The organism is Aurantimonas sp. E1-2-R+4 (genome assembly GCF_036549515.1).
Lineage (GTDB): Bacteria > Pseudomonadota > Alphaproteobacteria > Rhizobiales > Rhizobiaceae > Aurantimonas > Aurantimonas coralicida_A.
On the sequence record NZ_JAZHLK010000003.1, the window covers coordinates 95,447 to 118,821 of the forward strand.

The window sequence follows — 23,375 nt, forward strand, 5'->3', positions numbered from 1 at the left end:
TCCTACGCCGTTTTGGCGGCCGGATCGAGTCCCCGCCGCAGCGTCAGCCGGAAATGCGCTCGATGTCGGCACCGCAAGCGCCGAGCTTTTCCTCAAGCCGCTCGAAACCGCGATCGAGATGATAGACGCGATTGACCGTCGTCTCGCCCTCGGCGACAAGGCCGGCGATGACCAGCGAGACCGATGCCCGCAGATCCGTCGCCATCACCGGCGCCCCGGCCAGACGCGGCACACCCTCGATCGTCGCTACCTGACCGGACAGGGAAATCTTCGCGCCGAGCCGGGCGAGTTCCTGAACGTGCATGAAGCGGTTCTCGAAGATCGTTTCGGTGATATGCGAGGTGCCTTCGGCACGCGTCACCAACGCCATCAGCTGCGCTTGCAGATCGGTCGGAAAACCCGGATAGGGGTCGGTCACGACATCGACGGGCGCAATCCCGCCGCCATTGCGATAAACACGGATGCCGTCCTCGACCGCATCGATCGTGACGCCGGCGCCACGCAGGGTCCCCAGCGCCGTCTGCAGCAATTCCACATTGGTCCCGGTCAAGGTCACGTCGCCGCCGGTCATCGCCACGGCCATGGCGAAGGTGCCGGTCTCGATGCGGTCGGGCAGCACCCGGTGGCGGGCGCCGGACAGGATCGGCACGCCCTGGATGGTGATCGTCGACGTTCCGGCGCCCTCGATCTTGGCGCCCATGGCGTTGAGACAACGGGCGAGATCGGCGATTTCGGGCTCACGCGCGGCGTTTTCCAGAACCGTCTCGCCCTTGGCGAGACTGGCCGCCATCAGCATGACATGAGTGGCGCCGACCGAGACCTTGGGAAACACGAAGCGATTGCCGACAAGGCCGCCCTTGGCCTCGGCGATGGCATAGCCGGCCTCGATGTCGATGGTCGCGCCGAGCGCGCGCAAGCCGTCGATGAACAAATCGACCGGCCGCGTGCCGATGGCGCAGCCGCCCGGCAGCGACACCTTGGCCTTGTGCATGCGGGCGAGCAGCGGCCCGATCACCCAGAAGCTGGCGCGCATCTTCGACACCAGCTCGTAGGGCGCCGTGGTATCGACGATGTTGCGGGCGGTGAAGTGGATCGTACGACCAAGGCTGGCGTCCTGCCGCAGGCGCTTGCCGGTCACCGAATAATCGACACCGTGATTGCCGAGAATGCGGATCAGCTGCTCGACATCGGCCAGATGCGGGACGTTTTCGAGCGTCAGCGTGTCGTCGGTCAGAAGCGAGGCGATCATCAGCGGCAGCGCGGCGTTTTTCGCGCCGGAAATCGGTATTGTGCCGCTGAGCTCGTTGCCGCCGCGAATGCGAATGCGATCCATAAAGTCTTTGTCCAGCCTGTGTGCGTCCCCCGCAGGGCGCGTCTGTACACGAGAGGGACCGCCGATTCAAATGACCCTGCCGGGCCTGTTAGGACATTGTTAAGATTTGTGGCGGCACTTTCAGGTCCAACAGTAGTTTTTCGATAATCTCATCGGGGAGGAGTTTTTCGTGAGCGCCAAACGCGTCAATCCGATGCTTTTCATGCTTTCATGCCTGCTGGCCGGAAGCGCATTCATTCTCCCGGCGCTCACACCGCAACCCGCATGGAGCGAAGAGGGAGGCGACGGCGGCGACTCTGGCGGCTCCGATAGCGACTCCGGCGATTCGGGAAGCGACAGCGATTCGGGCGATTCCGATAGCGACTCTGGCAATGATTCCGACAGCGACTCCAATGACGACTCGGACGATAATTCCGCCTCCCACTCAGATGCCAGCGACGATGACGATGACGATGATCACGCGGGGAAGGTCGCGACCGAACGAGCGGCCTTTCTGAGTGCAAGTCCCGGTCAGACCCAGGCCTCCCGAATCGCCGCCGCGCGGTCAGCGTTGCGGTCCTTGGAGACGGCAGTAAAATCCGAAGGGATGACGAGCGTCTCGGCCTCGGAAGAACGGCAGGGGCTGAAGTCTGGATGGCAGTGACAATTCGCGCGTCAAAGGCAGCAATCAGCCTGGCGACAGCGCTGTTGATTGCCGGCTGCACGACGGCAGGCGCAAATCGCTCAGCCGTCATGGCGCTGACAGCGGCGGACCAATCCATCGCCGGGCAAGCGCGGCAGCAACTTTTAGAACGGCAACCCTCCGGTACAAGCCGAAGCTGGAAATCGCGTAGCGGGGCCCAAGGAACGATTACGGTCGTGCGGACCTACCGCGCGCAGGATCGCCGGTGGTGTCGCGAAACTCTGGAAACCGTTGCTCGCGGCAACCGGAAGGATGACTTGTCAGCGATCCTTTGCCGCAATTCCTCCGGTGTGTGGATCCCTTTAGCAACACAGGGGTGACCGCCTGATTGCAAGGGGCGCCAGTCTCGCACCTCCTTTCATGCGTTCGACTTCCGAAATGCCGCAAGCGGGTGTCGGTCACGCCGCCTCAGATATGAATCGCGTGACCGAGCGCCTTGAAGGCGGCCTCCTGGAACCCTTCCCCTTGCGTCGGATGGGCGTGGATGGTGCCGGCGACATCCTCCAGGCAGGCCCCCATTTCCAGCGCCAGCGAAAATGCCGCCGATAGCTCGGAAATGCCGACCCCCACCGCCTGGATGCCAAGCACGAGATGATTGTCGGCGCGCGCGACGATCCGCACGAAGCCGTCGTCGCGGTCGAGCGTCATCGCCCGGCCGTTCGCCTGGAAGGGGAAGCTGCCGATCTTGATCTCAGTGCCCAACGCCTTCGCCTGTTCGGGCGACAGGCCGACGGTGACGATTTCGGGATCGGTGAAGCAGATCGCCGGAATGGCGTGCTTGTCCCAGCGGCGCCGTTCGCCGGCGACGATCTCGGCCACCATCTCGCCCTCGGCCATCGCCTTGTGAGCGAGCATCGGCTCGCCGGCGACGTCGCCGATCGCGTAGACGCCGCGCATCGCCGTGCGGCAGGTCTCGTCGATCTTGAGGAATGGCCCGTCCATTTCCAGAACCAGTTCCTCGCGGCCCCAGCCCTCGGTCAGCGGCTTGCGGCCGACGGTGACGAGGACGCTGTCGGCGCCGATCCGGCGCTCCGAGCCGTCGGCCAGTTCGACCAGAAGGTCGCCATCCTCGCCGGCAAGCCCCTTCGCCTTGGCGCCGGTCAGGATGTCGACGCCGAGAGCGTCGAGCCGCGCCCGAACCGGCCGCACCAGATCGGCGTCGTAGGTCGGCAGGATGCGGTCCGTCGCCTCGACGATCGTCACCGTCGATCCGGCCTTGGCGAAGGCGGTGCCGAGTTCGAGGCCGATATAACCGCCGCCGACGACGGCGAGTCGTTTGGGTGGCGCGGCAAGACTCAGCGCTTCTTCCGAGGACATCACCTTGCCGCCGAAGGGCAGCATCGGCAGTTCGACGGGAACCGATCCGGTGGCGATGATGATGTTGTCGGCGGCGATGCGCTGAACACTGGTCTCGCTGGTCACCTCGACCGTCTTGCCGTCGAGAAAGCGGGCGCGGCCTGGAACGAGCTTGACCCGCGCCTTCTTGAGGAGGCCGGTGACGCCATTGGTCAATCGGTTGACGATGCCGTCCTTCCAGCCGACCACCTCCGCCCAGTCGAGGTCCGGCTCGGACGCCGAAATGCCGGGAATGCCGCGCTTCGCGGCGGCCTCGCGCATCGCGAAAAATTCGTCCGCCGCGTGGATCAGCGCCTTCGACGGGATGCAGCCGATGTTGAGGCAGGTGCCGCCCGGCTTGCGGTCATCGACGATGACGGTGTCGAGGCCGAGCTGTCCGGCGCGGATCGCGGCGACATAGCCGCCCGGACCGGCTCCGATGACAAGGAGTTGGCAGGAGATGTCGGCCATGGTCAGCGCCCCTCCTCGACGAAGATCATCGCCGGGTTCTCCAACAGCGCCTTGACGCGCTGGATGAAGCGGGCGGCGTCCCAGCCGTCGATCACCCGGTGGTCGAAACTCGACGACAGGTTCATCCGTTTGCGGGGAATAAACCGGCTACCGTCCCAGACCGGGCGTATTTCCATCTTGTTGACCCCGACGATGGCGACCTCCGGATGATTGATCACCGGCGTCGTCGCGATGCCGCCGAGCGCGCCGAGCGAGGTGATGGTGATGGTCGAGCCGGACAGTTCCTCGCGCTTGGCCGTGCCGGCCTTCGCCGCCTCGCCAAGCCGCACCACTTCCGCGGCGCAGCCCCAGATGTCACGGGCCTCGGCATGGCGCACGACTGGCACGACGAGGCCGGAATCGGTCTGCGCGGCAATGCCGATATGCACGCCGCCATGCTGGTGGAGAATGCCCGCCTCGTCGTCATAGAGCGCGTTCAGCGCCGGCTGGTCCCGGATGGCGATCACCATGGCCCGCATCAGGAAGGGCAAAAGCGTCAGTTTCGGGCGCTCCTCCGCTTGACCCTCATGACGGTCGCGGTTGAGGGCGGCGCGCAACTCCTCCAGCGCCTCGACGTCGATCTCCTCAACATAGGTGATATGGGCGATGCGGCTTTTCGCCAGCGCCATCTTCTCGGCGATCTTGCGCCGCAGCCCGACGATCCTGACGTCGGTGACCGCGGTGTCGGCGACCAGCCCGCGCCCCGCCGATGGCGCAGCACCGCCTTCGAGATAGCCGTCGAGATCGGTCTGCGAGATGCGCCCGGCGGGGCCCGAACCGGCAACGCGGCGCAGATCGACGCCCGCCTCCATGGCGCGGCGCCGCACTGCGGGCGAGGCCAGCGGCTTCTCGCCGGGCTTGCGGACTGGGCCGCCTGCGTCCCCCGCTCCAGGACTTTTCGTTGGGCGCGCAGCCGCCTTTTCAGCGGGTCGGCCATCGTTTTGTTTTGCCGCCTTGCCGTCGTCCGCGTCCGACGCACCGGTCTTTGGCGGCGCTTGCGGCTCGTCGCCGGTCTTCTCAGCGATATCGTCCGGGTTCTTGTCAGGTTCGTTGGTCCCGCCCTCGCCCGCGACCTCCAGCTTGACCAGCGCCGAGCCGACGGCGAGCGTATCGCCGACCTCGCCGCCGAGCCATTTGACCGTGCCTTCCACCGGCGAGGGCACATCGACCGTCGCCTTGTCGGTCATCACCGCGGCGAGGATCATGTCCTCCTGGACCGGGTCGCCGATTTTGACATGCCATTCGACCAGTTCGGCCTCGGCGACGCCCTCGCCGACATCCGGCAGCTTGATCGTGTAGGTGCCCACCGTCAGCCCTCCATCACCAGTTTGAGGGCACCGCCGACCCGGGCCGGACCGGGGAAATAGTCCCATTCCTGGGCGTGCGGATAAGGCGTATCCCACCCAGCGACGCGCAGGATCGGGGCTTCGAGGTGATAAAAGCAGGCCTCCTCGACCAGCGCGCAAAGCTCGGCGCCGAAGCCCGAGGTCATGGTCGCCTCGTGGACGACGACGCAACGGCCGGTCTTCTTCACCGAGGCCTCGATCAGTTCCAGATCGAGCGGCACGAGAGTTCGAAGATCGATGATCTCGGCGTCCACTTTGGTCATCCGCGCTGCCTCTTCGGCGACATGCACCATGGTGCCGTAGGCGAGAACCGTGACGGCGGCGCCCTCACGACGGACGACACCCTGGCCGAGCGGCACGATGTAGCGGCCCTCCGGAACCTCGCCCAGCGGGTGCTTCGACCAGGGCGTGATCGGCCTGTCGTGATGGCCGTCGAAGGGACCGTTGTAGAGCCGCTTCGGCTCCAGGAAGATCACCGGATCGTTGTCCTCGATCGCTGCGATCAACAAACCCTTGGCGTCATAGGGGTTGGAAGGAACGACGGTCTTCAGGCCGGAGACGTGGGTGAACAGGGCTTCCGGCGACTGCGAATGGGTCTGGCCGCCGAAGATGCCGCCGCCGGTCGGCATTCTGACGACGAGCGGAGCGGTGAAGTCGTTGGCCGAGCGATAGCGCAGCCGCGCCGCCTCCGAAACGATCTGGTCGTAGGCGGGATAGACGTAATCGGCGAACTGCATCTCGACGACCGGACGAAGCCCGTAGGCGGCCATGCCGATGGCGGTGCCGACGATGCCGCTTTCGTTGATCGGGGCGTCGAAGCAGCGGTTCTTGCCGAAACGCTCCTGCAACCCCGCCGTACAGCGAAACACGCCACCGAAATAGCCGACATCCTCGCCATAGACGACGACGCTGGGGTCTTCTTCCATCTTCACCGCGTGAGCGTCGCGGATCGCCTCGATCATGGTCATGCGCGGCATCAGGCGAGACTCCGCGTTGTGCGATGCGAGGCGCCATCCATATCGGCTTCGTCATCCCGGCCCCCGAGCCGGGATCCATGCCAAGCCACGGCAGCCGCCGGGACGGTGGAGGAAAAACAATCTCCGATCCAACGATTTTGCCGCGTTGGACGACTTGGAGTGGATCCCGGCTCAAGGCCGGGATGACGAGGTTGGAAGTGCGGCGTCCAATTCTGCAAGGTTTCCATCCTCAATACCCCGCCTGCTGGCGCTGGCGCCGAAGATGTGGCGGCATCGTCTCGTAGACGTCCTCGAACATGTCGCGGACCGACGGCTTCGGGCCGGTATGCAGCGTACCGTGGGTCTCGGCTTCCTTCTGGGCGGCGAGGATTTCCGCGTCGATCTCGGCCTCGGCCTGGACGTGCCGCTCTTCGCTCCAGGCCTCGCGGGCAATCAGATGGTTCTTCAGCCGCTTGACCGGATCGCCGAGCGGCCAGGCGTCGGTTTCTTCCTTCGGGCGGTATGCCGAGGGATCGTCGGATGTCGAATGGGCGGCGGCGCGATAGGTCACCCATTCGATCAACGTCGGCCCGAGATTTCTTCGCGCGCGCTCCACCGCCCATTTCGAGGCCGCGTGGACGGCGAGATAGTCATTGCCGTCGACCCGAAGTGAGGGAATGCCGAAGCCGAGGCCACGGGCTGCGAAGGTGCCGGAGCCGCCCCGCGCGATGCCCTGATAGGTCGAGATCGCCCACTGATTGTTGACGATATTGAGAACGACGGGGGCCTTGTAGGTCGACGCGAAAACCAGCGCCGAATGAAAGTCGCTCTCGGCGGTCGAGCCGTCGCCGATCCAGGCGGCGGCGATCTTGGTGTCGCCCTTGATCGCCGAGGCCATCGCCCAGCCGACGGCCTGCACGAACTGCGTCGCCAGATTGCCCGAGATGGAGAAGAAGCCGTGCTGCTTCGACGAATACATGATCGGCAATTGCCGGCCCTTCAGCGGGTCGCGGCGGTTGGAATAGATCTGGCACATCATGTCGACGAGCGGATAATCGTCGGCGATCAACAGCCCCTGCTGGCGGTAGGTGGGGAAGTTCATGTCGCCGGGGCCGAGCGCCTCGCGAAAGGCGCAGGCGATCGCCTCCTCGCCAAGGCACTGCATGTAGAACGAGGTCTTGCCCTGACGCTGGGCCATCAACATGCGGCGGTCGAAGGCGCGTACCCGCATCATCGTCTTGAGGCCGGAGAGAACCGCTTCATCATCGAGGGTGCCGGCCCATTCGCCGATGGCTTCGCCGTCGCGGTTGAGCACACGGATGATCGAATAGGCGAGGTCGCGGATTTCGGCCGGGTCGACATCGACCGGCGGACGCCGAACCGCGCCGGCCTTGGCGATCTTGACGCCGGAAAAGTCCGGCGTTCCACCCGGCCGAACCTCCGGTTCCGGCACATGCAGACTGAGCGGTCGGTCGTCGGCCATGAGCGCATCTCCCGTCGCGGCCGAAGAATCAAAGGCCGCGCCCCACGATACAATCTAACGGGATTGGATCGGGAGGAAAGCCATGCAGGCCGCCGTCGCGGTTATTCAGGCCGGATCAGCACCGCGAGGCTGAACAGCACCAGTGCGACGGCCGCGATTTTCCAGAAGTCGCCACGCTTTTTCAGCCCCGGCAGGCCGAAGGGCTTGATCAGGTGGGCCCCCATCAGAATCACGAACAGGAGAGAAAACAGCTTGCTCATCGCCAGAGCCAGTAGTGCATCCGGCACGCTGGCGCTACCGGACGCGGATGGTCAGATCGAATGCAACGCGCCCGACGCGACGACCGGCCCGGTCGGAAGGCCGGTTGGCGAGCCGCCTTCCGGCTCCATCGAGACCGCCAGCGCGGTCTCCGGAGCGTCGAGTTCGCCGCCCTTGAGCACCACCCGCAGCGGCCGTTCCATGGTGATCAGCCCGAGCGATTGTGGTGCCCCACCGCCGGCCGGCAGCAGCCACAATTCCGGCACGCGGCCGGGTTCGGTGGCACCGGCGACCGGAATCAACGTCGCCGTCGCGGTGTTCATGTCGATCACCACCGTGACCAGCGGCGTGCCGGTATCGGAGGCGAGCGTCGCCGTCAGGGTTCCGTCCGTAGCGACTGGCGCGCCGAGGTCTTGCCCCGCGACAAAGATCAAAGCGGCGAGGCTCGCCGCCGCGAGCCCCATCGCGCCGATGCCGAGCCATTGCCAGATCGCGGAAACCCGGCGGCCCTTTGGCCCGGAACGCTCCGCCGGCCGGCGGGTGATGCGGTCGAGATCGGCGGCGATTCGCGGCCAAACTCCAACCAGCGGCTCCACGGGCGGAACGGCAGCGGCCAACGGCCCGAGGCGCTCGGCCCAGGCGTCGATCTCGGCGGCGAAGGCCGGATCTTTCGCGGCGCGGCGCTCGACCGACCGGCGCGTCGAACCGTCCAGCACGCCGAGCACATACTCGGCGGCCAGATCCGCGTCGTCCTGTTCCTGATCGCGCGGCGCGCTCATTGCGACAGGCATCCTTTCAATTTCAGCAGGCCGCGCCGGATCACGCTTTTCATCGTTCCGAGCGGCACCTCGGCCCGCCGGGCGAGTTCGTCATAGGTCAAGCCACCGAAAAACGCCGCGGCGACCGCGTCCCGCGTCCGCTCGTCGAGTTCGCCGAGACAGGCGGCGAGTTGGCGGCCTTCGTCGGCGCGATGCAGCAATTCCAGCGCATCCGGATTTTTGTCCGCGACGTCCACCGCCTCGTCGACCGATTTGTCATAGGCGCGCGGGCCGATCTGGCGCAGCCGGTCGATGGACCGGTTGCGGGCAATCGTCGCCATCCAGGTGATCGGGCTCGCCCGACCTAGGTCGAAGCTGTCCGCCCGATTCCATACGGTCAGATAAACGTCCTGCAACACATCCTCGGCCTCTTCGCGATTGCCCAAGATACGCAAGCATATACCGAAAAGCTTCGCCGAGGTGCGATCGTAGACCTCGCGCAAGGCCGCCTTGTCGCCATCGGCGACGGCGCGCAGCCTGTCCACGAGAAAGGCCCGGCCCTCGTCCGCGCTCACCGTGGTCATCTCGCCCGACTATCCGTTCGCTCGCCGATCATGCGACACAGCGGAACAACGTCGCCGCCGCATTGTCAACGCGCCGCGGGTGCGACATTCCGGCAGACGGGTCGCCCGTCAGTACGGCGACTCGGTGACGCCCATTTCGACATATACCGACTTCACCTGGCTGTAATGCTCCAGTGCCGCCCGCCCATTCTCGCGGCCAAGGCCGGAGCGTTTGACGCCGCCGAAGGGCATTTCCACCGGCGTCAGATTGTAGGCGTTGATCCAGCAGGTGCCGGCCTGGAGCTTCGCCACCACCCGATGTCCGCGCTGGATGTCCTTGGTGTAGACGCCGGCAGCCAGGCCAAATTCCGTGGCGTTGGCGCGCCGGATCGCCTCGGCCTCGTCGTCGAAGTCGAGAACGCACATCACCGGCCCGAAGATCTCCTCGCCGGCGATGCGCATGGCGTCGGCAACATCGGTGAAGACAGTCGGCTCGACGAAGCTGCCGTCGGCAAAGCCCTCGACCGTGGCCGCGTGACCGCCGCAGGCAAGCGTCGCGCCCTCTTGCCGACCGATCTCCAGATAGGAGAGTACCTTGTCGAACTGGGCCCTGGAGACCAGCGGTCCGAGATCGGTATCCTCCTTCATCGGATCGCCGAGCTTGATCGCCTTCACGCGCTCGACCAGCTTTTCGACAAAGGCCGGCCGCACGGAGCGCTCGACGAAGACCCGGGTACCGTTGGAGCAGATCTGACCGGTCGAATAGAAATTGCCGAGGATCGCGCCGGACACCGCAGCGTTGAGATCGGCGTCGGCGAAGACCAGGATCGGCGATTTGCCGCCGAGTTCGAGCGTCACATGCTTGGTCGTCGCGGAGGCGGCTTCCATCACCCGAGCGCCGGTCGGCACCGAGCCGGTGACCGAGACCTTGGCGATTTTCTTGTGGCTTGCGAGCGCCGCGCCGACGTCGCCCAACCCTTGCACGACGTTGAAGACGCCGGCCGGCACGCCCGCCGCGGTCAGGATCTCGGCGAGCTTCAGGGCCGAGAGTGGCGTTACCTCCGACGGCTTGAAGATCATCGCGTTGCCGCAGGCAAGCGCCGGGGCGGCCTTCCAGGAGGCGATCTGGATCGGGTAGTTCCAGGCGCCGATGCCGGCGCAGATGCCCAGCGGTTCGCGCCGCGTATAGGCGAAGGAGCCGCCGAGATCGATGTATTCGCCGTTGATGTCGGCGGCGAGCGCGCCGAAATATTCGAGGCTGTCGGCGCCGGAGGCGGCGTCCGCCACCAGGGTCTCGGAGAGCGCCTTGCCGGTGTCGAGGGTCTCCAGTTCGGAAAGCTCGCGGTTGCGCTCGCGCATGATGCCGGCCGCCCGACGCAGGATGCGGCCGCGCTCGGCGCCGGTCATCGCCGCCCAAACCGCCTGCCCCCGCTCGGCGGCCTCCACCGCCCGCTCGATCAGCGCAGGCGTTGCGGCATGAAGCCGGGCGATGGTCTCGCCGGTGGCGGAATAGGTGCTGTCGAAGACCGCGCCGGCCTCGTCCTCGGCATAGCCGCCGTCGATATAGTGGGAAGCGGTTGGCTGGGCGCGCATGGGCTGTGTCCTCTTCGTTCGTTGAACGGGTTCTAGCGGGGCGGACCCGGTTCGGCCACCGGAACAAGCCGATATTGAAGGCGCTGGCCGGCCCGCTTATTTGAGGCTCCGGGCCGAGGGAGCCCGCCGCTCGCGGGCGAAAGCCTTTGGTGAATTCCCTTATCGATCATCCGTGACGCCATCAGCGATGACATGCGGCCGGACGGCAATCGCGAGCACCGAACCTTCGACGCCGCATGCGAAACCGCGAAAGGTACGCAGATGACCGGCATGACCACATCCGTCAACGACTTCAAGGCCCAGGCCAAGCGCCTGAGGGCCGGCCTCGAGCAGGACGGCCATAGCCTCACCCACAGCGCCACGCTGGAACTCGTCGCCCGCCAGCACGGGTTTCGCGACTGGAACACGCTGCACGCCTCGGCCGAGCGCAGCCGGACTGTTGCCGATCTCCTCATCGGAGCGCCGGTGGAGGGACGTTATCTCGGCAGGAGCTTCACCGGCGAGTTGATCGCCTTGCAGCGGCTCTCGAAGAGCGGCCGTTTTCGGGCGACTATCCAGTTCGACGCGCCCGTCGATGTCGTCGCCTTCGAGAGTTTCTCGTCGTTCCGGCGACGGGTGACCGTCACGATCGACGCCAAGGGCGCGACCGTGGAGAAAACCTCCGACGGACGGCCGCATCTCGAACTGGCGCTCTGAGCGCATCTCAAGCCATACGCCGGGCGGCCTTTCCGCCCGGCGTCGCCGCCTTACAACGGACCGTTCGCCGCAGCGGCGGAACCGGGGATCGCCATCCGGCTTCCTTTATGGATCGATCTTTCGCGAAGGGACATGACCATGACCGCCGACCTCGCCGAACGAACCAGAGAGCGCATCAGCATCGAGCCGGCCACGGGGCCGGTGACCGTCACCTTCCACGGCGCTGTCATCGCCTCGGCCGACAACGCATTGGTGTTGAACGAATCCGGCTACGACCCCGTCCACTATATTCCGTGGGACCGGGTGGAGATGGCGTTCCTGCATCCGACCGACCGCAGTACGACTTGTCCGTTCAAGGGCGAGGCGCGCTACTGGTCGATCTCGGCCGAGGGCACGGCCGCCGAGAACGCAGTCTGGGCCTACGACAATCCGCATGATGGCGTCAGAGAGATCGCCGGCCATCTGGCGTTCGACAAGCGCTTCGTGACCATCGACGCCGCGTGATCAGCGATCGTTGTGGCCGAGGTCGCGCGCCGGGTCGAGCCGGTCTCGCACGCGCTGCTTGAGGATTTTCGCCTCGGGAAACCCGCCGTCGGCCTTGCGCTCCCAGATCGTCGCGCCGTCGTAGCGGATTTCGAAGACGCCGCCCGTGCCCGGAACCAAGGCCACCTCACCAAGGTCTGACCCGAAGGTCGACAGAAGCTCCTGCGCCATCCAGGCGGCGCGGAGCAGCCATTGGCATTGCGTGCAATAGGTGATGGTTATTCGCGGGGCGGTGTTCTTCTCGCTCATCGCTTCCTGGATTCCCTCACGCCCGGCAATGGACCACCGCATGTTAACGCCCCTTTGGTACCGACCGGTCCACACTTTAGCTTCCCGAGTCTGAACCGACGGCCCTGATGCTTCGAACGCTCCTTCCAGCCACCGACACGCATGGGCGAAGCCTCCAGACTCGTGTCACCCGCGCGCGGGTGAGGCTACGCCGGCTTTATCACGGCCATACCCGCAAAGCGCTGCGGTTCCAGATGGCCGTGTTGGTCGTCGATCTGGCCATCATCGCCCTGTTCATCGCCAGTCCGGTGCTGCGCGAGACGGAAGCGTTTCTCATTGTCGATTTTACCGTGGCTGCGATCCTGGCGCTCGATATCGCCGGCCGCGGTTTTGCCGCGCGCGAGCCATTGCGGTGGCTGCGCCAGCCCTTCGTGCTGCTGGACCTGGTCATCCTGGCGACGCTGCTGATGCCGTTCTGGCTGATCAATTTCGGCTTCCTGCGCATCATCCGCCTGTGGTCGATCTCGCAGAGCGGCGTTCTGTGGCGGCCGCTGCGGCGGCACGGCTACCAGGAATGGGAGATCCCGGCCCGCGCCGTCGTCAATCTCATCACCTTCCTGTTTCTGGCGACCGGCTTCGTCTACACGACCTTCTTCCGCAAGGGCTCGGGCATCGAGGGCTATCTCGACGCCCTCTACTTCACTGTCGCGTCGGTGACGACGACCGGCTATGGCGACATTACCCTTGCCGGATCGTGGGGCAAGCTCACCTCGATCGTCATCATGATCATCGGCATCTCGCTGTTCGTGCGGCTCGCGCAGGCGGTGTTCCGGCCGAACAAGGTGCATTTCCCCTGCCCGCAATGCGGCTTGCAGCGCCACGAGCCAGACGCCGTCCACTGCAAGGCCTGCGGTTACGCTCTGAAGATCCCCGACCACGAGCGGTAGGCGGCTGCTTCGAACGCATCGCCGATCCTCTCGGTACTGTGTCGCGGGTTTGCGCCGTCATTGTGATGTTACAAATATCGTTGTATTATTGCAGAATGGATGATGACAACGCTGTCGCGGCGCTCGCGGCGCTCGCTCATATCGATCGCCTTTCGGCCTTCCGGCTGCTGGTTAAGACGGGTTCGAATGGCCTAGCCTCCGGCGAGATTGCCGATCGACTGGCGATTCCGGCGACCCGCATGAGCTTTCATTTGACGGCGCTGGAGCGCTCCGGCCTTGTCCGCTCCCGGCGGGCCGGCCGACACATCTTTTATGCCGCGAACTACGGCGCCATGCGCGAGCTGCTGGCATTTCTGACGGAGGACTGCTGCGGCGGCCGTCCGGAAATCTGCGGCGACCTCAGCGCGCTTCTGGGCGCATGTTCGAAGGAGGTCTGCCAATGACGCCCGACGCGCCGTTTAACGTTCTGTTCCTATGTACCGGGAACTCGGCCCGATCGGTTCTGGCCGAGAGCATCATGAACTGCACTCATGGCGATCACTTTCTGGCCTATTCCGCCGGCAGCGATCCACGCGGCGAAGTGCATCCAAAAACAATTGAACTGCTCCGCCGGTTGAATTTTCCAACCGAAGGCCTGCGATCGAAATCCTGGGACGAATTTGCCACGGGCGGGAAAACCGCCGTGCCGCTCGACTTCATCATCACCGTCTGCGACGACGCGGCCGGCGAGACCTGTCCGGTTTGGCCGGGGCATCCGATCACCGCGCATTGGGGCATCGAGAACCCGGCGGCGGAGAAACGCGGCGAAATGTGGGAGCGCGCCGCCTTTCTGCGAGCGTTCCATCATCTGCGCAATCGCATCTCCGTCTTCGCGGCGTTGCCGGTCGATAAGCTCGAGCGAACCAGCCTGACCGCCGAAATCCGCGCCATTGGCCGCCTGGACGATACGACCGCGTCCGCTCCCAAGCCAGCAGGGACCTCATGACTGTCACGATCTACCACAATCCCGACTGCGGTACCTCGCGCAACACCCTCGCCATGATCCGGCAGTCCGGCGAGGAACCCCGGATCATCGAATATCTGAAGGCCCCGCCCAGCCGCGAGACGCTGATCGCGCTTCTCGACCGGATGAAGATGACGCCGCGCGAGCTCCTGCGCGAGAAGGGGGCCCCCTATGCCGAACTCGGGCTCGACGACCCGAAACTGCCGGACGAGGAAATCCTGGCGGCGATGATGGCGCATCCGATCCTGATCAACCGGCCGATCGTCGTTACGGACAAGGGCGCGCGGCTGTGCCGGCCGTCCGAGGCGGTGTTGGAGGTCCTGCCGGCCCCGGAGATCGGACCGTTCACCAAGGAGGACGGCGAAGTGGTCACCGCGGGCGGTGGCCGGTTCGACGACGGATGAGAAGACAGCGGCATTCGATCTGATCTTCTCTCCTCGTCCGGATAACGCCCGTGCTCGCCTTCGCGATCTTCCTCGCCACCCTCGTCCTCGTCATCTGGCAGCCGAAGGGTCTCGGCATCGGCTGGAGCGCGCTCGGCGGCGCGGCCGTGGCGCTCGCCGCAGGCGTCGTCGACCTCACCGACCTCGGCGTGGTCTGGGGCATCGTCTGGGACGCGACCTTCACCTTCGTCGGGCTGATTGTCATCTCGCTGGTCCTCGACGAGGCGGGCTTCTTTCACTGGGCGGCGCTGCATGTCGCGCGATGGGGCGGTGGCAACGGCCGGCGGCTGTTCCCGCTCGTCGTCCTGCTCGGCGCGGTCATCGCGGCCTTCTTCGCCAATGACGGCGCGGCGCTGCTCCTCACCCCGATCGTTCTCGCGATCCTGCTGCGACTGGACTTTCGACCCGAGGCGGCGCTCGCCTTCATCGTGGCGACGGGGTTCGTGGCGGACACGACCAGCCTGCCGCTGATTATCTCCAATCTCGTGAACATCGTCTCGGCAAACTATTTCGACATCAGCTTCAACCGCTACGCGGCGGTGATGGTGCCGGTGGACCTCGTCGCCCTGGGCGCGACACTCGCAGTCCTCTGGACCTATTACGGCCGATCGGTCCCCGCATCCTACCCGGCGGAGGAACTGGAGGAGCCGCGTTCGGCAATTCGTGATCCGCTGGTCTTCAGGGCGGCATTTCCGCTGCTGGGGGTGCTTCTCGTCGCCTATTTCGCCACCGGCCCCTTCGACGTGCCGATCGCCTTCGTCACCGGCGCGGCGGCGTCCCTGCTCCTGGCCATCGCCGGCCGCTGGATCGGCAGGGGCGAGGCCGTGGTTCCGATCGGCCGGGTCCTCCGCAACGCGCCCTGGCAGATCGTCCTGTTCTCGGTCGGCATGTATCTCGTGGTCTACGGCCTCGGCAATGCGGGCCTGACCGAGCTGGCAGCCGATGTCCTCGTCTGGCTGAGCCGGCAGGGGATCGTCATCGCCACCGTGGGAACCGGCTTCGCCGCCGCGATCCTGGCCTCGATCATGAACAATATGCCGGCGACGCTGGTGGGCGCCCTGGCGATCGACCAGGCGAACGTTTCGCCGCTGACGCAGGAGCTGATGGTCTATGCCAACGTCATCGGCAACGATCTAGGGCCGAAATTCACCCCGATCGGCAGCCTCGCCACGCTGCTCTGGCTGCATGTCCTGGCTGCCAAGGGACATCGCATCACCTGGGGCCAGTACATGAAGGTCGGACTGGTGATCACGCCGCCGGTCCTGCTGGCGACGCTGCTTGCGCTGGTCGTCTGGCTGCCGCTTCTCGGCAGCAGCCAGACGGGATCAGACAGCGGGCCAGAGGTGGTGGAAGACGCCCTCCTTATCGAGCCGGCGGAAAGTGTGCGCCCCGAACAGGTCGCGCTGGGCCTGGGTCAGATTGGTCGTGCCGCGTGCGCGGCGATAGTCGTCGAAATAGGCCAGCGCCGCCGACAGGGCAGGCACCGGGATGCCGGCGAGCGCCGCCTTGGCGACGACGCGGCGCAGCGCCGCCTCACCCGCCGCGACGCGGGTGACGAAGTCCGGCACCTGCAGCAGATTGACCACGATCCCGGCGTCATAAGTCTTGGCGATATCGTCGAGAAAGCGCGAGCGGATGATGCAGCCGGCGCGCCAGATCCGGGCGATCTCGCCGAGCGGCAGGCTCCAGCCGTATTCCTCGGACGCCGCCGCCATTGTCGCATAGCCCTGGGCGTAGGCGATGATCTTGGCCGTCTCCAGCGCCTGTTCGAGTTCGGCGATGTGCTCGGCCTCACCGCCGAATTTGACCTCGTCAGTCTCGACATCCCGATAGAGCGCGGAGGCCGTTTCGCGTTCGCTGCGCCGGGACGACACACCGCGAGCTGAAACCGCCGCCTCGATCGTCGTTGCGCCGACGCCGAGCTTCTGCGCCTCGATCACCGCCCAGCGGCCGGTACCCTTCTGGCCAGCCTCGTCGACGATCACATCGACCATCGGCTGGTTGGTTTCCGGGTCGCTCTCGGCGAGCGTCACAGCTGTGATCTCGATGAGGTAAGAGGCAAGGCCGCGCGTGTTCCAGTCGGCGAAGATCGTCGCCATCTCAGCCGGCTTCAGACCGATGCCGTCACGCGTGATGCCGTAGATTTCAGCGATCATCTGCATGTCGGCATATTCGATGCCGTTGTGGATGGTCTTGACGAAGTGCCCGGCGCCGTCGGGCCCGAGCCAGGCGACGCAGGGTTCGCCCTCGTATTTTGCCGCGATCTTCTGAAGAATCGGCTCGAGCAGTGGATAGGTCTTTCTTGCGCCGCCGACCATGATCGACGGGCCGTGTCGCGCGCCGAGTTCGCCGCCGGAGACGCCCATGCCGACGAAATGCAGGCCGGTTTCCTCCACGGCGGCCGAGCGGCGGATCGTGTCGTTGAAATCGGCATTGCCGGCGTCGATCATCACGTCGCCGGGCGACAGCAGCGGCGCGATCCGCGCCATCTCCGCGTCGACGGGTTTGCCGGCGGTCACCATGAACAGCACCAGTCGCGGGCTCTTCAGGGCGGCGACGAAGTCTTCCAGCGTTTCCGTCGGCAGGATGTTCTCGCCGAGATCGGGATCGTCGTCGCGAAGCGCGAAGGCTTTCGCCGTGGTCCGGTTGTGGACCGCGACCGTAAAACCCTTTTCGGCGATGTTGAGGGCGAGATTGGCGCCCATCGTTCCGAGCCCTAGAACGCCGATATCGGCCTGGCCGTCGTTCATGCAATCATCCTCCCTTGCATCCGCCCCGGCCTTCGTTCGCTGGCTTGCGGCCGTCAACTCTTCAATCGGTAACCGGTACGAAAGATCCAGCCGATGACCGCCAGGCTAACAACGAGAAACGCCAGTGTCATGGTCAGGCTGACGCCGATCGAGACGTCCGACGTGCCGTAGAATGCCCAGCGAAAGCCGCTGATCAGATAGACGACGGGATTGACGAGGCTGACGTCCTGCCAGAACTCCGGCAGCATCTTGATCGAATAGAAACTGCCGCCGAGAAAGGCGAGCGGCGTCACGATCAACAGCGGCACGATCTGCAACTTCTCGAAACCGTCCGCCCAGATACCGATGATGAAGCCGAACAGCGAGAAGGTGATCGCCGTCAGAACCAGAAAGACGATCATCCAGACCGGGTGCTCGATCCTGAGATCGACGAACAGCGCGGCCGTCGCCAGGATGATCAACCCGAGAATCACCGATTTCGTCGCCGCGGCGCCGACATAGCCGAGCACGATCTCGAAGGCGGAAATCGGCGCCGACAGGATCTCGTAGATCGTGCCGACGAATTTCGGGAAGTAGATGCCGAAGGCCGCGTTGGTCAGGCTCTGGGTCAACAGCGACAGCATGATCAGGCCGGGCACGATGAAGGCGCCGTAGGAGATGCCATCGATCTCGGTGATACGCGAGCCAATCGCCGCGCCGAACACGACGAAATAGAGCGAGGTCGAAATCACCGGCGAGATCACGCTCTGCATGACGGTGCGCCAGGTGCGGGCCATCTCGAACACGTAGATCGCGCGCACGGCCTGAAAATTCATGCCCGCTCCTTCACCAGATTCACGAAAATCTCCTCCAGCGTCGACTGCTTGGTCGACAGATCCCGGAACCGTAGGCCCGCGTCGGACAGCTTGGCCATCAACGTCGCGATCCCGGTCCGCTCGGCGTGGGTGTCGTAGGTGTAGGTGAGGCTTTCGCCGTCGGGCGCCAGGCTGAGATTATAGCCAGCCAGCGTCTCCGGCAGGCGCTCCAGCGGCTCCTGCAATTGCAGCGTCAGCTCCTTGTGGCCGAGCTTGCGCATCAGTTCGGCTTTTCCCTCGACGAGGATCAGCTCACCCTTGGAGATGACGCCGACGCGGTCGGCCATCTCCTCGGCTTCCTCGATGTAGTGGGTGGTCAGGATGATAGTGACGCCCGAATCGCGCAAGCGGCGGACGACGTTCCACATGTCGCGCCGCAGCGACACGTCGACGCCGGCGGTCGGCTCGTCGAGGAACAGCAGCTCCGGCTCGTGCGATAGCGCCTTGGCGATCAGAAGGCGTCGCTTCATGCCGCCCGACAGCGTCATGACCTTGGCGTCCTTCTTGTCCCACAGGGACAGATCGCGCAGCACCGACTCGATATGCGCCGGATCGCGCCGTTTGCCGAATAGGCCACGTGAAAAGGACACCGTGTCCCAGACCGTCTCGAAGGCGTCGGTAGTGAGTTCCTGCGGCACCAGGCCGATCATCGACCGCGCGGCGCGATAATCCTTGCCGATGTCGTGACCGGCGACGCTGATGGCGCCTTCGGACAGGTTGGTGATGCCGCAGATGATCGATATGAGGGTGGTCTTGCCGGCCCCGTTCGGGCCGAGTAGCGCAAAGATTTCGCCCTTGTCGATCGCCAGATCGATGTTCTTCAGCGCCTGGAATCCGCCCTCAAAGGTCTTCGAGACGTTCCGGACAGACAGGATCGGGGACATGGAAGGCCTTGGGGAACCGGGGCTGGCAGGGCACCTGCGCCGCAAGACGCGGCACCGACGGGCTCGACATCATGTGTCGAGATAGCCCTTTCGTCGAACTTGGCCAGAGGCATCTGGCCTCACTTATACCCACCTGCGGTGATAGGGACCTATTCGATGGGTTCCTATCACCGCAGGTGGGTATTAGGCTGATCGACGCTGCATAGGCAGAATTCGGCCAGTCGTTCCGGCCGCGCCCAAGATAGGGATATGGCTTTAGAATCCGTAGCCGCGCGGCTGGAAACGACCCTGGTCGACTTCGCGCATGCGGCGCTCCAGATCGGCCATCGATATGGACTGGTCGAGATAGGCGCGAACGCGCTCCTGCTCGGGATTGCGGCGGAATGCGCTGCGGATCTTGTCGGTGATGTTCATGGCATTCTCCTTTCCTGTTCAAGATGATCATTCTTGTGCAATGCAGCAATGGGCTGCCGTGCAACGCTGCCATGCTCTGCGGGCAGAGCGACGGTAAGGATCCGTTAAGGATCAATGCATCGGCCGCAGCGGATGCCTTCGGGCGCTCAGCCAGTCTTCGCAGGCCACAGCCAGACTGCGACCGCCGCCAATCCGGCAAGCCACAGCGCGACGACAACCGCTGCCGCGGCGCGGCTGACAGGGCGCCCCGCACGCGCCTCGGCCGCGATCCTGAACCCGGCCATCAGCGCTGGTGGCACCAGCCGAATGGTCAGAAAAATGCCGAGCGGCACGATCAGGAGATCGTCGAGATAGCCCAGCACCGGAATGAAATCGGGAAGGAGGTCGATCGGAGACAGGGCATAAGCGGCAACCGAGGCGGCCAGCAGTTTCGCCAGCAGCGGCGTCCTACGATCGCGCGCGGCGATCCACAGCGCAACGACGTCACGCTTCAGGTCGCGCGCCCAAGCCTTCACGCCGGACCAGAGGGGTTTGCTCATGTTCCGCCCCGCAAGAATACTATCAGGAGAGGGACGACCCGCCCGCGCCGCCTTTGTTTCACGTGAATCGTTGCCGCGTCCGCCGCGCTTTATGCGATCGCGGCCTCAGCCTAATCCGCCATAATCTCGACGATCTCGGCATCGCTGGCGCCCGCCTTGACGACGTCGCCGAGCTCTTTTCCCATCAGGCTCTTGGCCAGCGGCGATATATAGGAGAGGAGGCCCTCGGCCGGGTCAGCCTCGTCGATTCCGACGATCTGGAACAGCTGCCTGCGACCATCGTCCCTCTCGATCGCCACGCGGCTTCCGAAGTGAACCGTCGCCACCGAGGCTGGCGGAACGACGACCTCGGCCGTCGCGTGGCGTGCCTGCCAGTAGCGAAGATCGCGGTTGATCGTGGCCATGGCGAGCTTGTCGCCGGCCGCGCGCGCCTCGTCCAATTGCTTTTCCAGCGCCGCGATCTCAGTGTCGATCAGTTTTAGGCCGCGCGTAGTGACCAGGTTCGGGTCCGAGCCCAGTTCACGGTCCGGCAGGACCTCGACCTGATCCTCATTGGGTTCCTTGACGAAGGCGACACTCATCGATCCATATCCTCGCGTTTCCAGAGATATGTAGGACTTATCGCGTGTTTTCCCACCATGACGGACTTGGCGGACAGTCCGACGCCACCCATGGTCGAGCGTCCGGCCCGCGACGACTCAGATATCCAGATTGGCGACCTGCAGGGCGTGTTCCTGGATGAATTCGCGGCGCGGCTCGACCTCGTCGCCCATCAGCCGCGAGAACAGCTGGTCGGCGTCGGTCGCGTCGGGAATCTTGACGACCACCAGGGTCCGCGCCTCGGGGTCCAGCGTCGTCTCCCACAGCTGATCGGGGTTCATCTCGCCGAGCCCCTTGTAACGCTGTAGCGCCAATCCCTTGCGGCCGACATCGAAGACGGCGGTGAGCAATTCCATCGGCCCGGACAGCTCGCGCTCGGTGTCGCGGCGGCGCAGCACCGGCAGGCCTTCGTAGGTATCCGCCAGATGCGAGGCGAGGCGATTGAGCTGCAAGGCGTCACCGGAATGGATCAGCGCCGCGTCGAGCGTCTGCACTTCGGAGACGCCGCGGACCGTGCGCAGGAAACGGTAGCCGCCATCCACTGACTCGCCGGTCCAGCCGCGCTCGGTTTCCTCGGCGACAAGATCCAGCCGCTCGGAAATCCGCTGCGCCATGGCGGGCCCACGCGCGGCATCGTCCGCGACCTCCGGCGTGAGGCCACCGCAGATCGCCGCCTGCTCGACGGCGCTGCGATGATAGCGCGAATGCAGCCCGCTCAGCACCTGGCGCACCTGCAAGGCATCGTCGACGACGCCGCGCAGATCCCGGCCGGTCCGCACCTCGCCCGACGCAAGCGTCAGGCCGGCATCGTCGAGGCCACCCTCGATCAGGTAATTCTCGAGCGCCTTCTCGTCCTTCAGATACTGGCTCTGCTTGCCGCGCGTGACCTTATAGAGCGGCGGCTGGGCAATGTAGATATGGCCGCGCTCGATCAGTTCGGGCATCTGCCGGAAGAAGAAGGTCAGAAGCAGGGTACGGATATGGGCGCCGTCGACGTCGGCGTCGGTCATGATGATGATCTTGTGGTAGCGCAGCTTGTCGGCGTTGAACTCGTCCTTGCCGATCGACGTACCCAGCGCGGTGATCAGCGTGCCGATCTGGTCGGAGCCGAGCATCCGATCGAAGCGTGCCCGCTCGACATTGAGGATCTTGCCGCGCAGCGGCAGGATCGCCTGGTTCTTGCGCGACCGTGCGCCCTTGGCCGAGCCGCCGGCCGAATCACCCTCGACGATGAAGATTTCCGACTTGGCCGGATCGCGCTCCTGGCAGTCGGCGAGCTTGCCGGGCAGCGAGGTAATGTCCAATGCGCCCTTGCGCCGGGTCAGATCGCGCGCCTTGCGGGCCGCCTCGCGGGCGGTCGCCGCCTCGACGACCTTGCCGATGACGATCCGGGCTTCCTGCGGGTGCTCCTCGAACCAGGTCGACAGGGTCTCGTTGACGAGGCTCTCGACCACCGGACGCACCTCGGAGGAAACCAGCTTGTCCTTGGTCTGGGAGGAGAATTTAGGGTCCGGCACCTTCACCGATAGGACGCAGGTCAGGCCCTCGCGGCAATCATCGCCGGTCAAGGACACCTTTTCCTTCTTCAGGATGCCGGAGCTTTCGGCATAACCGTTCACCTGGCGTGTCAGCGCGCCGCGCAGGCCCGCCATATGGGTGCCGCCGTCGCGCTGCGGAATGTTGTTGGTGAAGCAGAGCACCGTCTCGTTGTAGGAATCGTTCCACCACAGCGCCGCCTCGACGGTGATCCCGTCCTTCTCGCCGATCAGGACGATCGGCTCGGGGATCAGCGGCTTGCGCGCCCGGTCGAGATAACGGGTGAAGGCCTCCAGTCCGCCCTCGTAGAAAAGCTCAGTGCGCTTTTCGTCGGCGTGCCGCTTGTCGGACAACAGAATACGCACGCCGGAATTGAGGAAGGCGAGTTCGCGCAGGCGATGTTCGAGCGTTGCATAGTCGAACGTCGTCACCCCCCGGAAGGTGTCGGTGGACGGCAGGAAGGTGATCGCCGTGCCGGTTTCGTCGCCGGCATCGCCCGTCACTTCCAGCGAGCCGTCGGGCACGCCGTGGGTGAAGGACATCTGATGCACCTTGCCCTTGCGCTTGATCGACATCGACAGCTTGGCCGACAGGGCGTTGACCACCGAGACGCCGACGCCGTGCAGGCCGCCGGACACCTTGTAGGAATTCTGATCGAATTTTCCGCCGGCATGCAGCTGGGTCATGATGACCTCGGCCGCCGAGACGCCCTCGCCGGTATGGATATCGGTGGGAATGCCGCGGCCGTTGTCGGTCACCGTGCAGGAATCATCGGGGTTGAGCGTCACGGTCACGCGCGTCGCGTGGCCGGCCAGCGCCTCGTCGATGGCGTTGTCGACGACCTCGTAGACCATGTGATGCAGGCCCGAGCCGTCGTCGGTGTCGCCGATATACATGCCCGGGCGTTTGCGAACCGCGTCCAGGCCCTTCAGGACCTTGATCGAATCGGCGCCGTATTCAGCCTCCGGGACGGGGTTCGTTTCGTTCGTTGCGGACATGCTGTTCCTTGGGTTCGGGCGGGGCGGAGGGCCGCGACGAATCGCCGTTCGCTCCCGACCTATATAAAGTGTCGGCTGTCGCGATCCAAGCCGGCCGGGAAAGCCCTGTGGGCCACGCTACGC

24 protein-coding genes and 1 pseudogene are annotated in these 23,375 nt (G+C 65.1%); 8 read left to right on the top strand and 17 right to left on the bottom strand.

Annotated features, from left to right (window positions below; genetic code table 11):
• Positions 1–43 precede the first annotated feature (43 nt).
• On the bottom strand, positions 44–1,333 hold the full coding sequence (gene murA, locus VQ045_RS02635; RefSeq protein ID WP_331829062.1) for a UDP-N-acetylglucosamine 1-carboxyvinyltransferase: 1,290 nt from the start codon (positions 1,331–1,333) through the stop codon (positions 44–46).
• Positions 1,334–1,502: 169 nt separating this feature from the next.
• Here murA and VQ045_RS02640 point away from each other — a divergent pair, with 169 nt between their 5' ends.
• On the top strand, positions 1,503–1,976 hold the full coding sequence (locus VQ045_RS02640; protein WP_327624349.1) for a hypothetical protein: 474 nt from the start codon (positions 1,503–1,505) through the stop codon (positions 1,974–1,976).
• A 447-nt stretch (positions 1,977–2,423) separates the two neighbouring features.
• Here the strand turns inward: VQ045_RS02640 and lpdA are convergent, their stop codons facing one another.
• The 8 genes from lpdA to betB form a co-directional block, all read right to left on the bottom strand.
• Positions 2,424–3,821, bottom strand: coding sequence for a dihydrolipoyl dehydrogenase (gene lpdA / locus VQ045_RS02645; protein WP_331829063.1), 1,398 nt, complete (start codon positions 3,819–3,821; stop codon positions 2,424–2,426).
• Between the two features lie 2 nt (positions 3,822–3,823).
• Positions 3,824–5,167, bottom strand: coding sequence for a dihydrolipoamide acetyltransferase family protein (locus tag VQ045_RS02650; protein WP_331829064.1), 1,344 nt, complete (start codon positions 5,165–5,167; stop codon positions 3,824–3,826).
• Positions 5,168–5,169: 2 nt separating this feature from the next.
• Positions 5,170–6,183, bottom strand: a complete 1,014-nt coding sequence (locus VQ045_RS02655; protein ID WP_331829065.1) for an alpha-ketoacid dehydrogenase subunit beta — start codon at positions 6,181–6,183, stop codon at positions 5,170–5,172.
• 229 nt (positions 6,184–6,412) lie between these two features.
• The gene (locus VQ045_RS02660) at positions 6,413–7,645 is read right to left on the bottom strand and encodes a 3-methyl-2-oxobutanoate dehydrogenase (2-methylpropanoyl-transferring) subunit alpha (RefSeq protein ID WP_331829066.1); all 1,233 of its coding nucleotides are present in this window, start codon (positions 7,643–7,645) and stop codon (positions 6,413–6,415) included.
• A gap of 101 nt (positions 7,646–7,746) precedes the next feature.
• On the bottom strand, positions 7,747–7,905 hold the full coding sequence (locus VQ045_RS02665; RefSeq protein ID WP_327645224.1) for a hypothetical protein: 159 nt from the start codon (positions 7,903–7,905) through the stop codon (positions 7,747–7,749).
• A gap of 51 nt (positions 7,906–7,956) precedes the next feature.
• Complete coding sequence (locus tag VQ045_RS02670) at positions 7,957–8,682, bottom strand: anti-sigma factor (RefSeq protein WP_331829067.1); 726 nt, start codon at positions 8,680–8,682, stop codon at positions 7,957–7,959.
• Positions 8,679–9,245: a sigma-70 family RNA polymerase sigma factor gene (locus VQ045_RS02675; protein WP_331829068.1), complete on the bottom strand. Its 567-nt coding sequence runs from the start codon at positions 9,243–9,245 to the stop codon at positions 8,679–8,681. The genes VQ045_RS02670 and VQ045_RS02675 overlap by 4 nt, the downstream gene beginning before the upstream one ends.
• Before the next feature lie 108 nt (positions 9,246–9,353).
• Complete coding sequence (gene betB / locus VQ045_RS02680) at positions 9,354–10,817, bottom strand: betaine-aldehyde dehydrogenase (protein WP_331829069.1); 1,464 nt, start codon at positions 10,815–10,817, stop codon at positions 9,354–9,356.
• Positions 10,818–11,078: 261 nt separating this feature from the next.
• Here betB and VQ045_RS02685 point away from each other — a divergent pair, with 261 nt between their 5' ends.
• Entirely contained in the window at positions 11,079–11,513 is a 435-nt protein-coding gene (locus VQ045_RS02685; RefSeq protein ID WP_327645220.1) for a glyoxalase superfamily protein, read from the top strand.
• 138 nt (positions 11,514–11,651) lie between these two features.
• Positions 11,652–12,017 (top strand): DUF427 domain-containing protein, encoded by a 366-nt coding sequence (locus VQ045_RS02690; RefSeq protein WP_331829070.1) that lies wholly within the window; start codon positions 11,652–11,654, stop codon positions 12,015–12,017.
• On the opposite strand, the gene VQ045_RS02695 is transcribed toward VQ045_RS02690, so the two are convergent.
• Entirely contained in the window at positions 12,018–12,305 is a 288-nt protein-coding gene (locus tag VQ045_RS02695) for a SelT/SelW/SelH family protein (protein ID WP_331829099.1), read from the bottom strand.
• Between the two features lie 107 nt (positions 12,306–12,412).
• Here VQ045_RS02695 and VQ045_RS02700 point away from each other — a divergent pair, with 107 nt between their 5' ends.
• The 5 genes and pseudogenes from VQ045_RS02700 to VQ045_RS02720 form a co-directional block, all read left to right on the top strand.
• The gene (locus VQ045_RS02700) at positions 12,413–13,231 is read left to right on the top strand and encodes a potassium channel family protein (protein ID WP_331829071.1); all 819 of its coding nucleotides are present in this window, start codon (positions 12,413–12,415) and stop codon (positions 13,229–13,231) included.
• 95 nt (positions 13,232–13,326) lie between these two features.
• Positions 13,327–13,674, top strand: coding sequence for an ArsR/SmtB family transcription factor (locus VQ045_RS02705; RefSeq protein ID WP_331829072.1), 348 nt, complete (start codon positions 13,327–13,329; stop codon positions 13,672–13,674).
• Positions 13,671–14,216, top strand: a complete 546-nt coding sequence (locus VQ045_RS02710) for an arsenate reductase ArsC (protein WP_331829073.1) — start codon at positions 13,671–13,673, stop codon at positions 14,214–14,216. The genes VQ045_RS02705 and VQ045_RS02710 overlap by 4 nt, the downstream gene beginning before the upstream one ends.
• On the top strand, positions 14,213–14,638 hold the full coding sequence (gene arsC / locus VQ045_RS02715; protein ID WP_331829074.1) for an arsenate reductase (glutaredoxin): 426 nt from the start codon (positions 14,213–14,215) through the stop codon (positions 14,636–14,638). Before VQ045_RS02710 ends, arsC begins: the two co-directional genes overlap by 4 nt.
• Positions 14,639–14,688: 50 nt before the next feature.
• Positions 14,689–15,990: pseudogene (locus VQ045_RS02720) on the top strand (arsenic transporter); the annotation flags it as partial.
• A gap of 12 nt (positions 15,991–16,002) precedes the next feature.
• On the opposite strand, the gene gndA reads toward VQ045_RS02720, so the two are convergent.
• The 7 genes from gndA to gyrB all read right to left on the bottom strand — a co-directional run bounded on the left by gndA (position 16,003) and on the right by gyrB (position 23,252).
• Positions 16,003–17,427: an NADP-dependent phosphogluconate dehydrogenase gene (gene gndA, locus VQ045_RS02725; RefSeq protein WP_331829075.1), complete on the bottom strand. Its 1,425-nt coding sequence runs from the start codon at positions 17,425–17,427 to the stop codon at positions 16,003–16,005.
• Between the two features lie 53 nt (positions 17,428–17,480).
• The gene (locus VQ045_RS02730; protein WP_327624368.1) at positions 17,481–18,242 is read right to left on the bottom strand and encodes an ABC transporter permease; all 762 of its coding nucleotides are present in this window, start codon (positions 18,240–18,242) and stop codon (positions 17,481–17,483) included.
• The gene (locus VQ045_RS02735; RefSeq protein WP_331829076.1) at positions 18,239–19,165 is read right to left on the bottom strand and encodes an ABC transporter ATP-binding protein; all 927 of its coding nucleotides are present in this window, start codon (positions 19,163–19,165) and stop codon (positions 18,239–18,241) included. The genes VQ045_RS02730 and VQ045_RS02735 overlap by 4 nt, the downstream gene beginning before the upstream one ends.
• 255 nt (positions 19,166–19,420) lie before the next feature.
• The gene (locus tag VQ045_RS02740) at positions 19,421–19,579 is read right to left on the bottom strand and encodes a DUF3563 family protein (protein ID WP_327624371.1); all 159 of its coding nucleotides are present in this window, start codon (positions 19,577–19,579) and stop codon (positions 19,421–19,423) included.
• A 146-nt stretch (positions 19,580–19,725) separates the two neighbouring features.
• A complete protein-coding gene (locus VQ045_RS02745) occupies positions 19,726–20,118 on the bottom strand; it encodes a YkvA family protein (RefSeq protein WP_331829077.1) in 393 nt (130 codons plus the stop codon).
• Between the two features lie 110 nt (positions 20,119–20,228).
• A complete protein-coding gene (greA, locus tag VQ045_RS02750) occupies positions 20,229–20,699 on the bottom strand; it encodes a transcription elongation factor GreA (protein WP_331829078.1) in 471 nt (156 codons plus the stop codon).
• Positions 20,700–20,816: 117 nt separating this feature from the next.
• Positions 20,817–23,252 carry a DNA topoisomerase (ATP-hydrolyzing) subunit B gene (gene gyrB / locus VQ045_RS02755; protein WP_331829079.1) on the bottom strand — a complete coding sequence of 812 codons (2,436 nt, stop codon included), beginning with the start codon at positions 23,250–23,252 and terminating at the stop codon, positions 20,817–20,819.
• Positions 23,253–23,375: the final 123 nt, after the last annotated feature.

Coding starts and splice junctions, on each gene's coding strand:
- murA (WP_331829062.1), bottom strand. CDS start 1,333: ATGGATCGCATTCGCATTCGCGGCGGCAACGAGCTCAGCGGCACAATA.
- lpdA (WP_331829063.1), bottom strand. CDS start 3,821: ATGGCCGACATCTCCTGCCAACTCCTTGTCATCGGAGCCGGTCCGGGC.
- VQ045_RS02655 (WP_331829065.1), bottom strand. CDS start 6,183: ATGCCGCGCATGACCATGATCGAGGCGATCCGCGACGCTCACGCGGTG.
- VQ045_RS02660 (WP_331829066.1), bottom strand. CDS start 7,645: ATGGCCGACGACCGACCGCTCAGTCTGCATGTGCCGGAACCGGAGGTT.
- VQ045_RS02665 (WP_327645224.1), bottom strand. CDS start 7,905: ATGAGCAAGCTGTTTTCTCTCCTGTTCGTGATTCTGATGGGGGCCCAC.
- VQ045_RS02670 (WP_331829067.1), bottom strand. CDS start 8,682: ATGAGCGCGCCGCGCGATCAGGAACAGGACGACGCGGATCTGGCCGCC.
- VQ045_RS02675 (WP_331829068.1), bottom strand. CDS start 9,245: ATGACCACGGTGAGCGCGGACGAGGGCCGGGCCTTTCTCGTGGACAGG.
- betB (WP_331829069.1), bottom strand. CDS start 10,817: ATGCGCGCCCAGCCAACCGCTTCCCACTATATCGACGGCGGCTATGCC.
- VQ045_RS02685 (WP_327645220.1), top strand. CDS start 11,079: ATGACCGGCATGACCACATCCGTCAACGACTTCAAGGCCCAGGCCAAG.
- VQ045_RS02690 (WP_331829070.1), top strand. CDS start 11,652: ATGACCGCCGACCTCGCCGAACGAACCAGAGAGCGCATCAGCATCGAG.
- VQ045_RS02695 (WP_331829099.1), bottom strand. CDS start 12,305: ATGAGCGAGAAGAACACCGCCCCGCGAATAACCATCACCTATTGCACG.
- VQ045_RS02700 (WP_331829071.1), top strand. CDS start 12,413: ATGCTTCGAACGCTCCTTCCAGCCACCGACACGCATGGGCGAAGCCTC.
- VQ045_RS02705 (WP_331829072.1), top strand. CDS start 13,327: ATGGATGATGACAACGCTGTCGCGGCGCTCGCGGCGCTCGCTCATATC.
- VQ045_RS02710 (WP_331829073.1), top strand. CDS start 13,671: ATGACGCCCGACGCGCCGTTTAACGTTCTGTTCCTATGTACCGGGAAC.
- arsC (WP_331829074.1), top strand. CDS start 14,213: ATGACTGTCACGATCTACCACAATCCCGACTGCGGTACCTCGCGCAAC.
- gndA (WP_331829075.1), bottom strand. CDS start 17,427: ATGAACGACGGCCAGGCCGATATCGGCGTTCTAGGGCTCGGAACGATG.
- VQ045_RS02730 (WP_327624368.1), bottom strand. CDS start 18,242: ATGAATTTTCAGGCCGTGCGCGCGATCTACGTGTTCGAGATGGCCCGC.
- VQ045_RS02735 (WP_331829076.1), bottom strand. CDS start 19,165: ATGTCCCCGATCCTGTCTGTCCGGAACGTCTCGAAGACCTTTGAGGGC.
- VQ045_RS02740 (WP_327624371.1), bottom strand. CDS start 19,579: ATGAACATCACCGACAAGATCCGCAGCGCATTCCGCCGCAATCCCGAG.
- VQ045_RS02745 (WP_331829077.1), bottom strand. CDS start 20,118: ATGAGCAAACCCCTCTGGTCCGGCGTGAAGGCTTGGGCGCGCGACCTG.
- greA (WP_331829078.1), bottom strand. CDS start 20,699: ATGAGTGTCGCCTTCGTCAAGGAACCCAATGAGGATCAGGTCGAGGTC.
- gyrB (WP_331829079.1), bottom strand. CDS start 23,252: ATGTCCGCAACGAACGAAACGAACCCCGTCCCGGAGGCTGAATACGGC.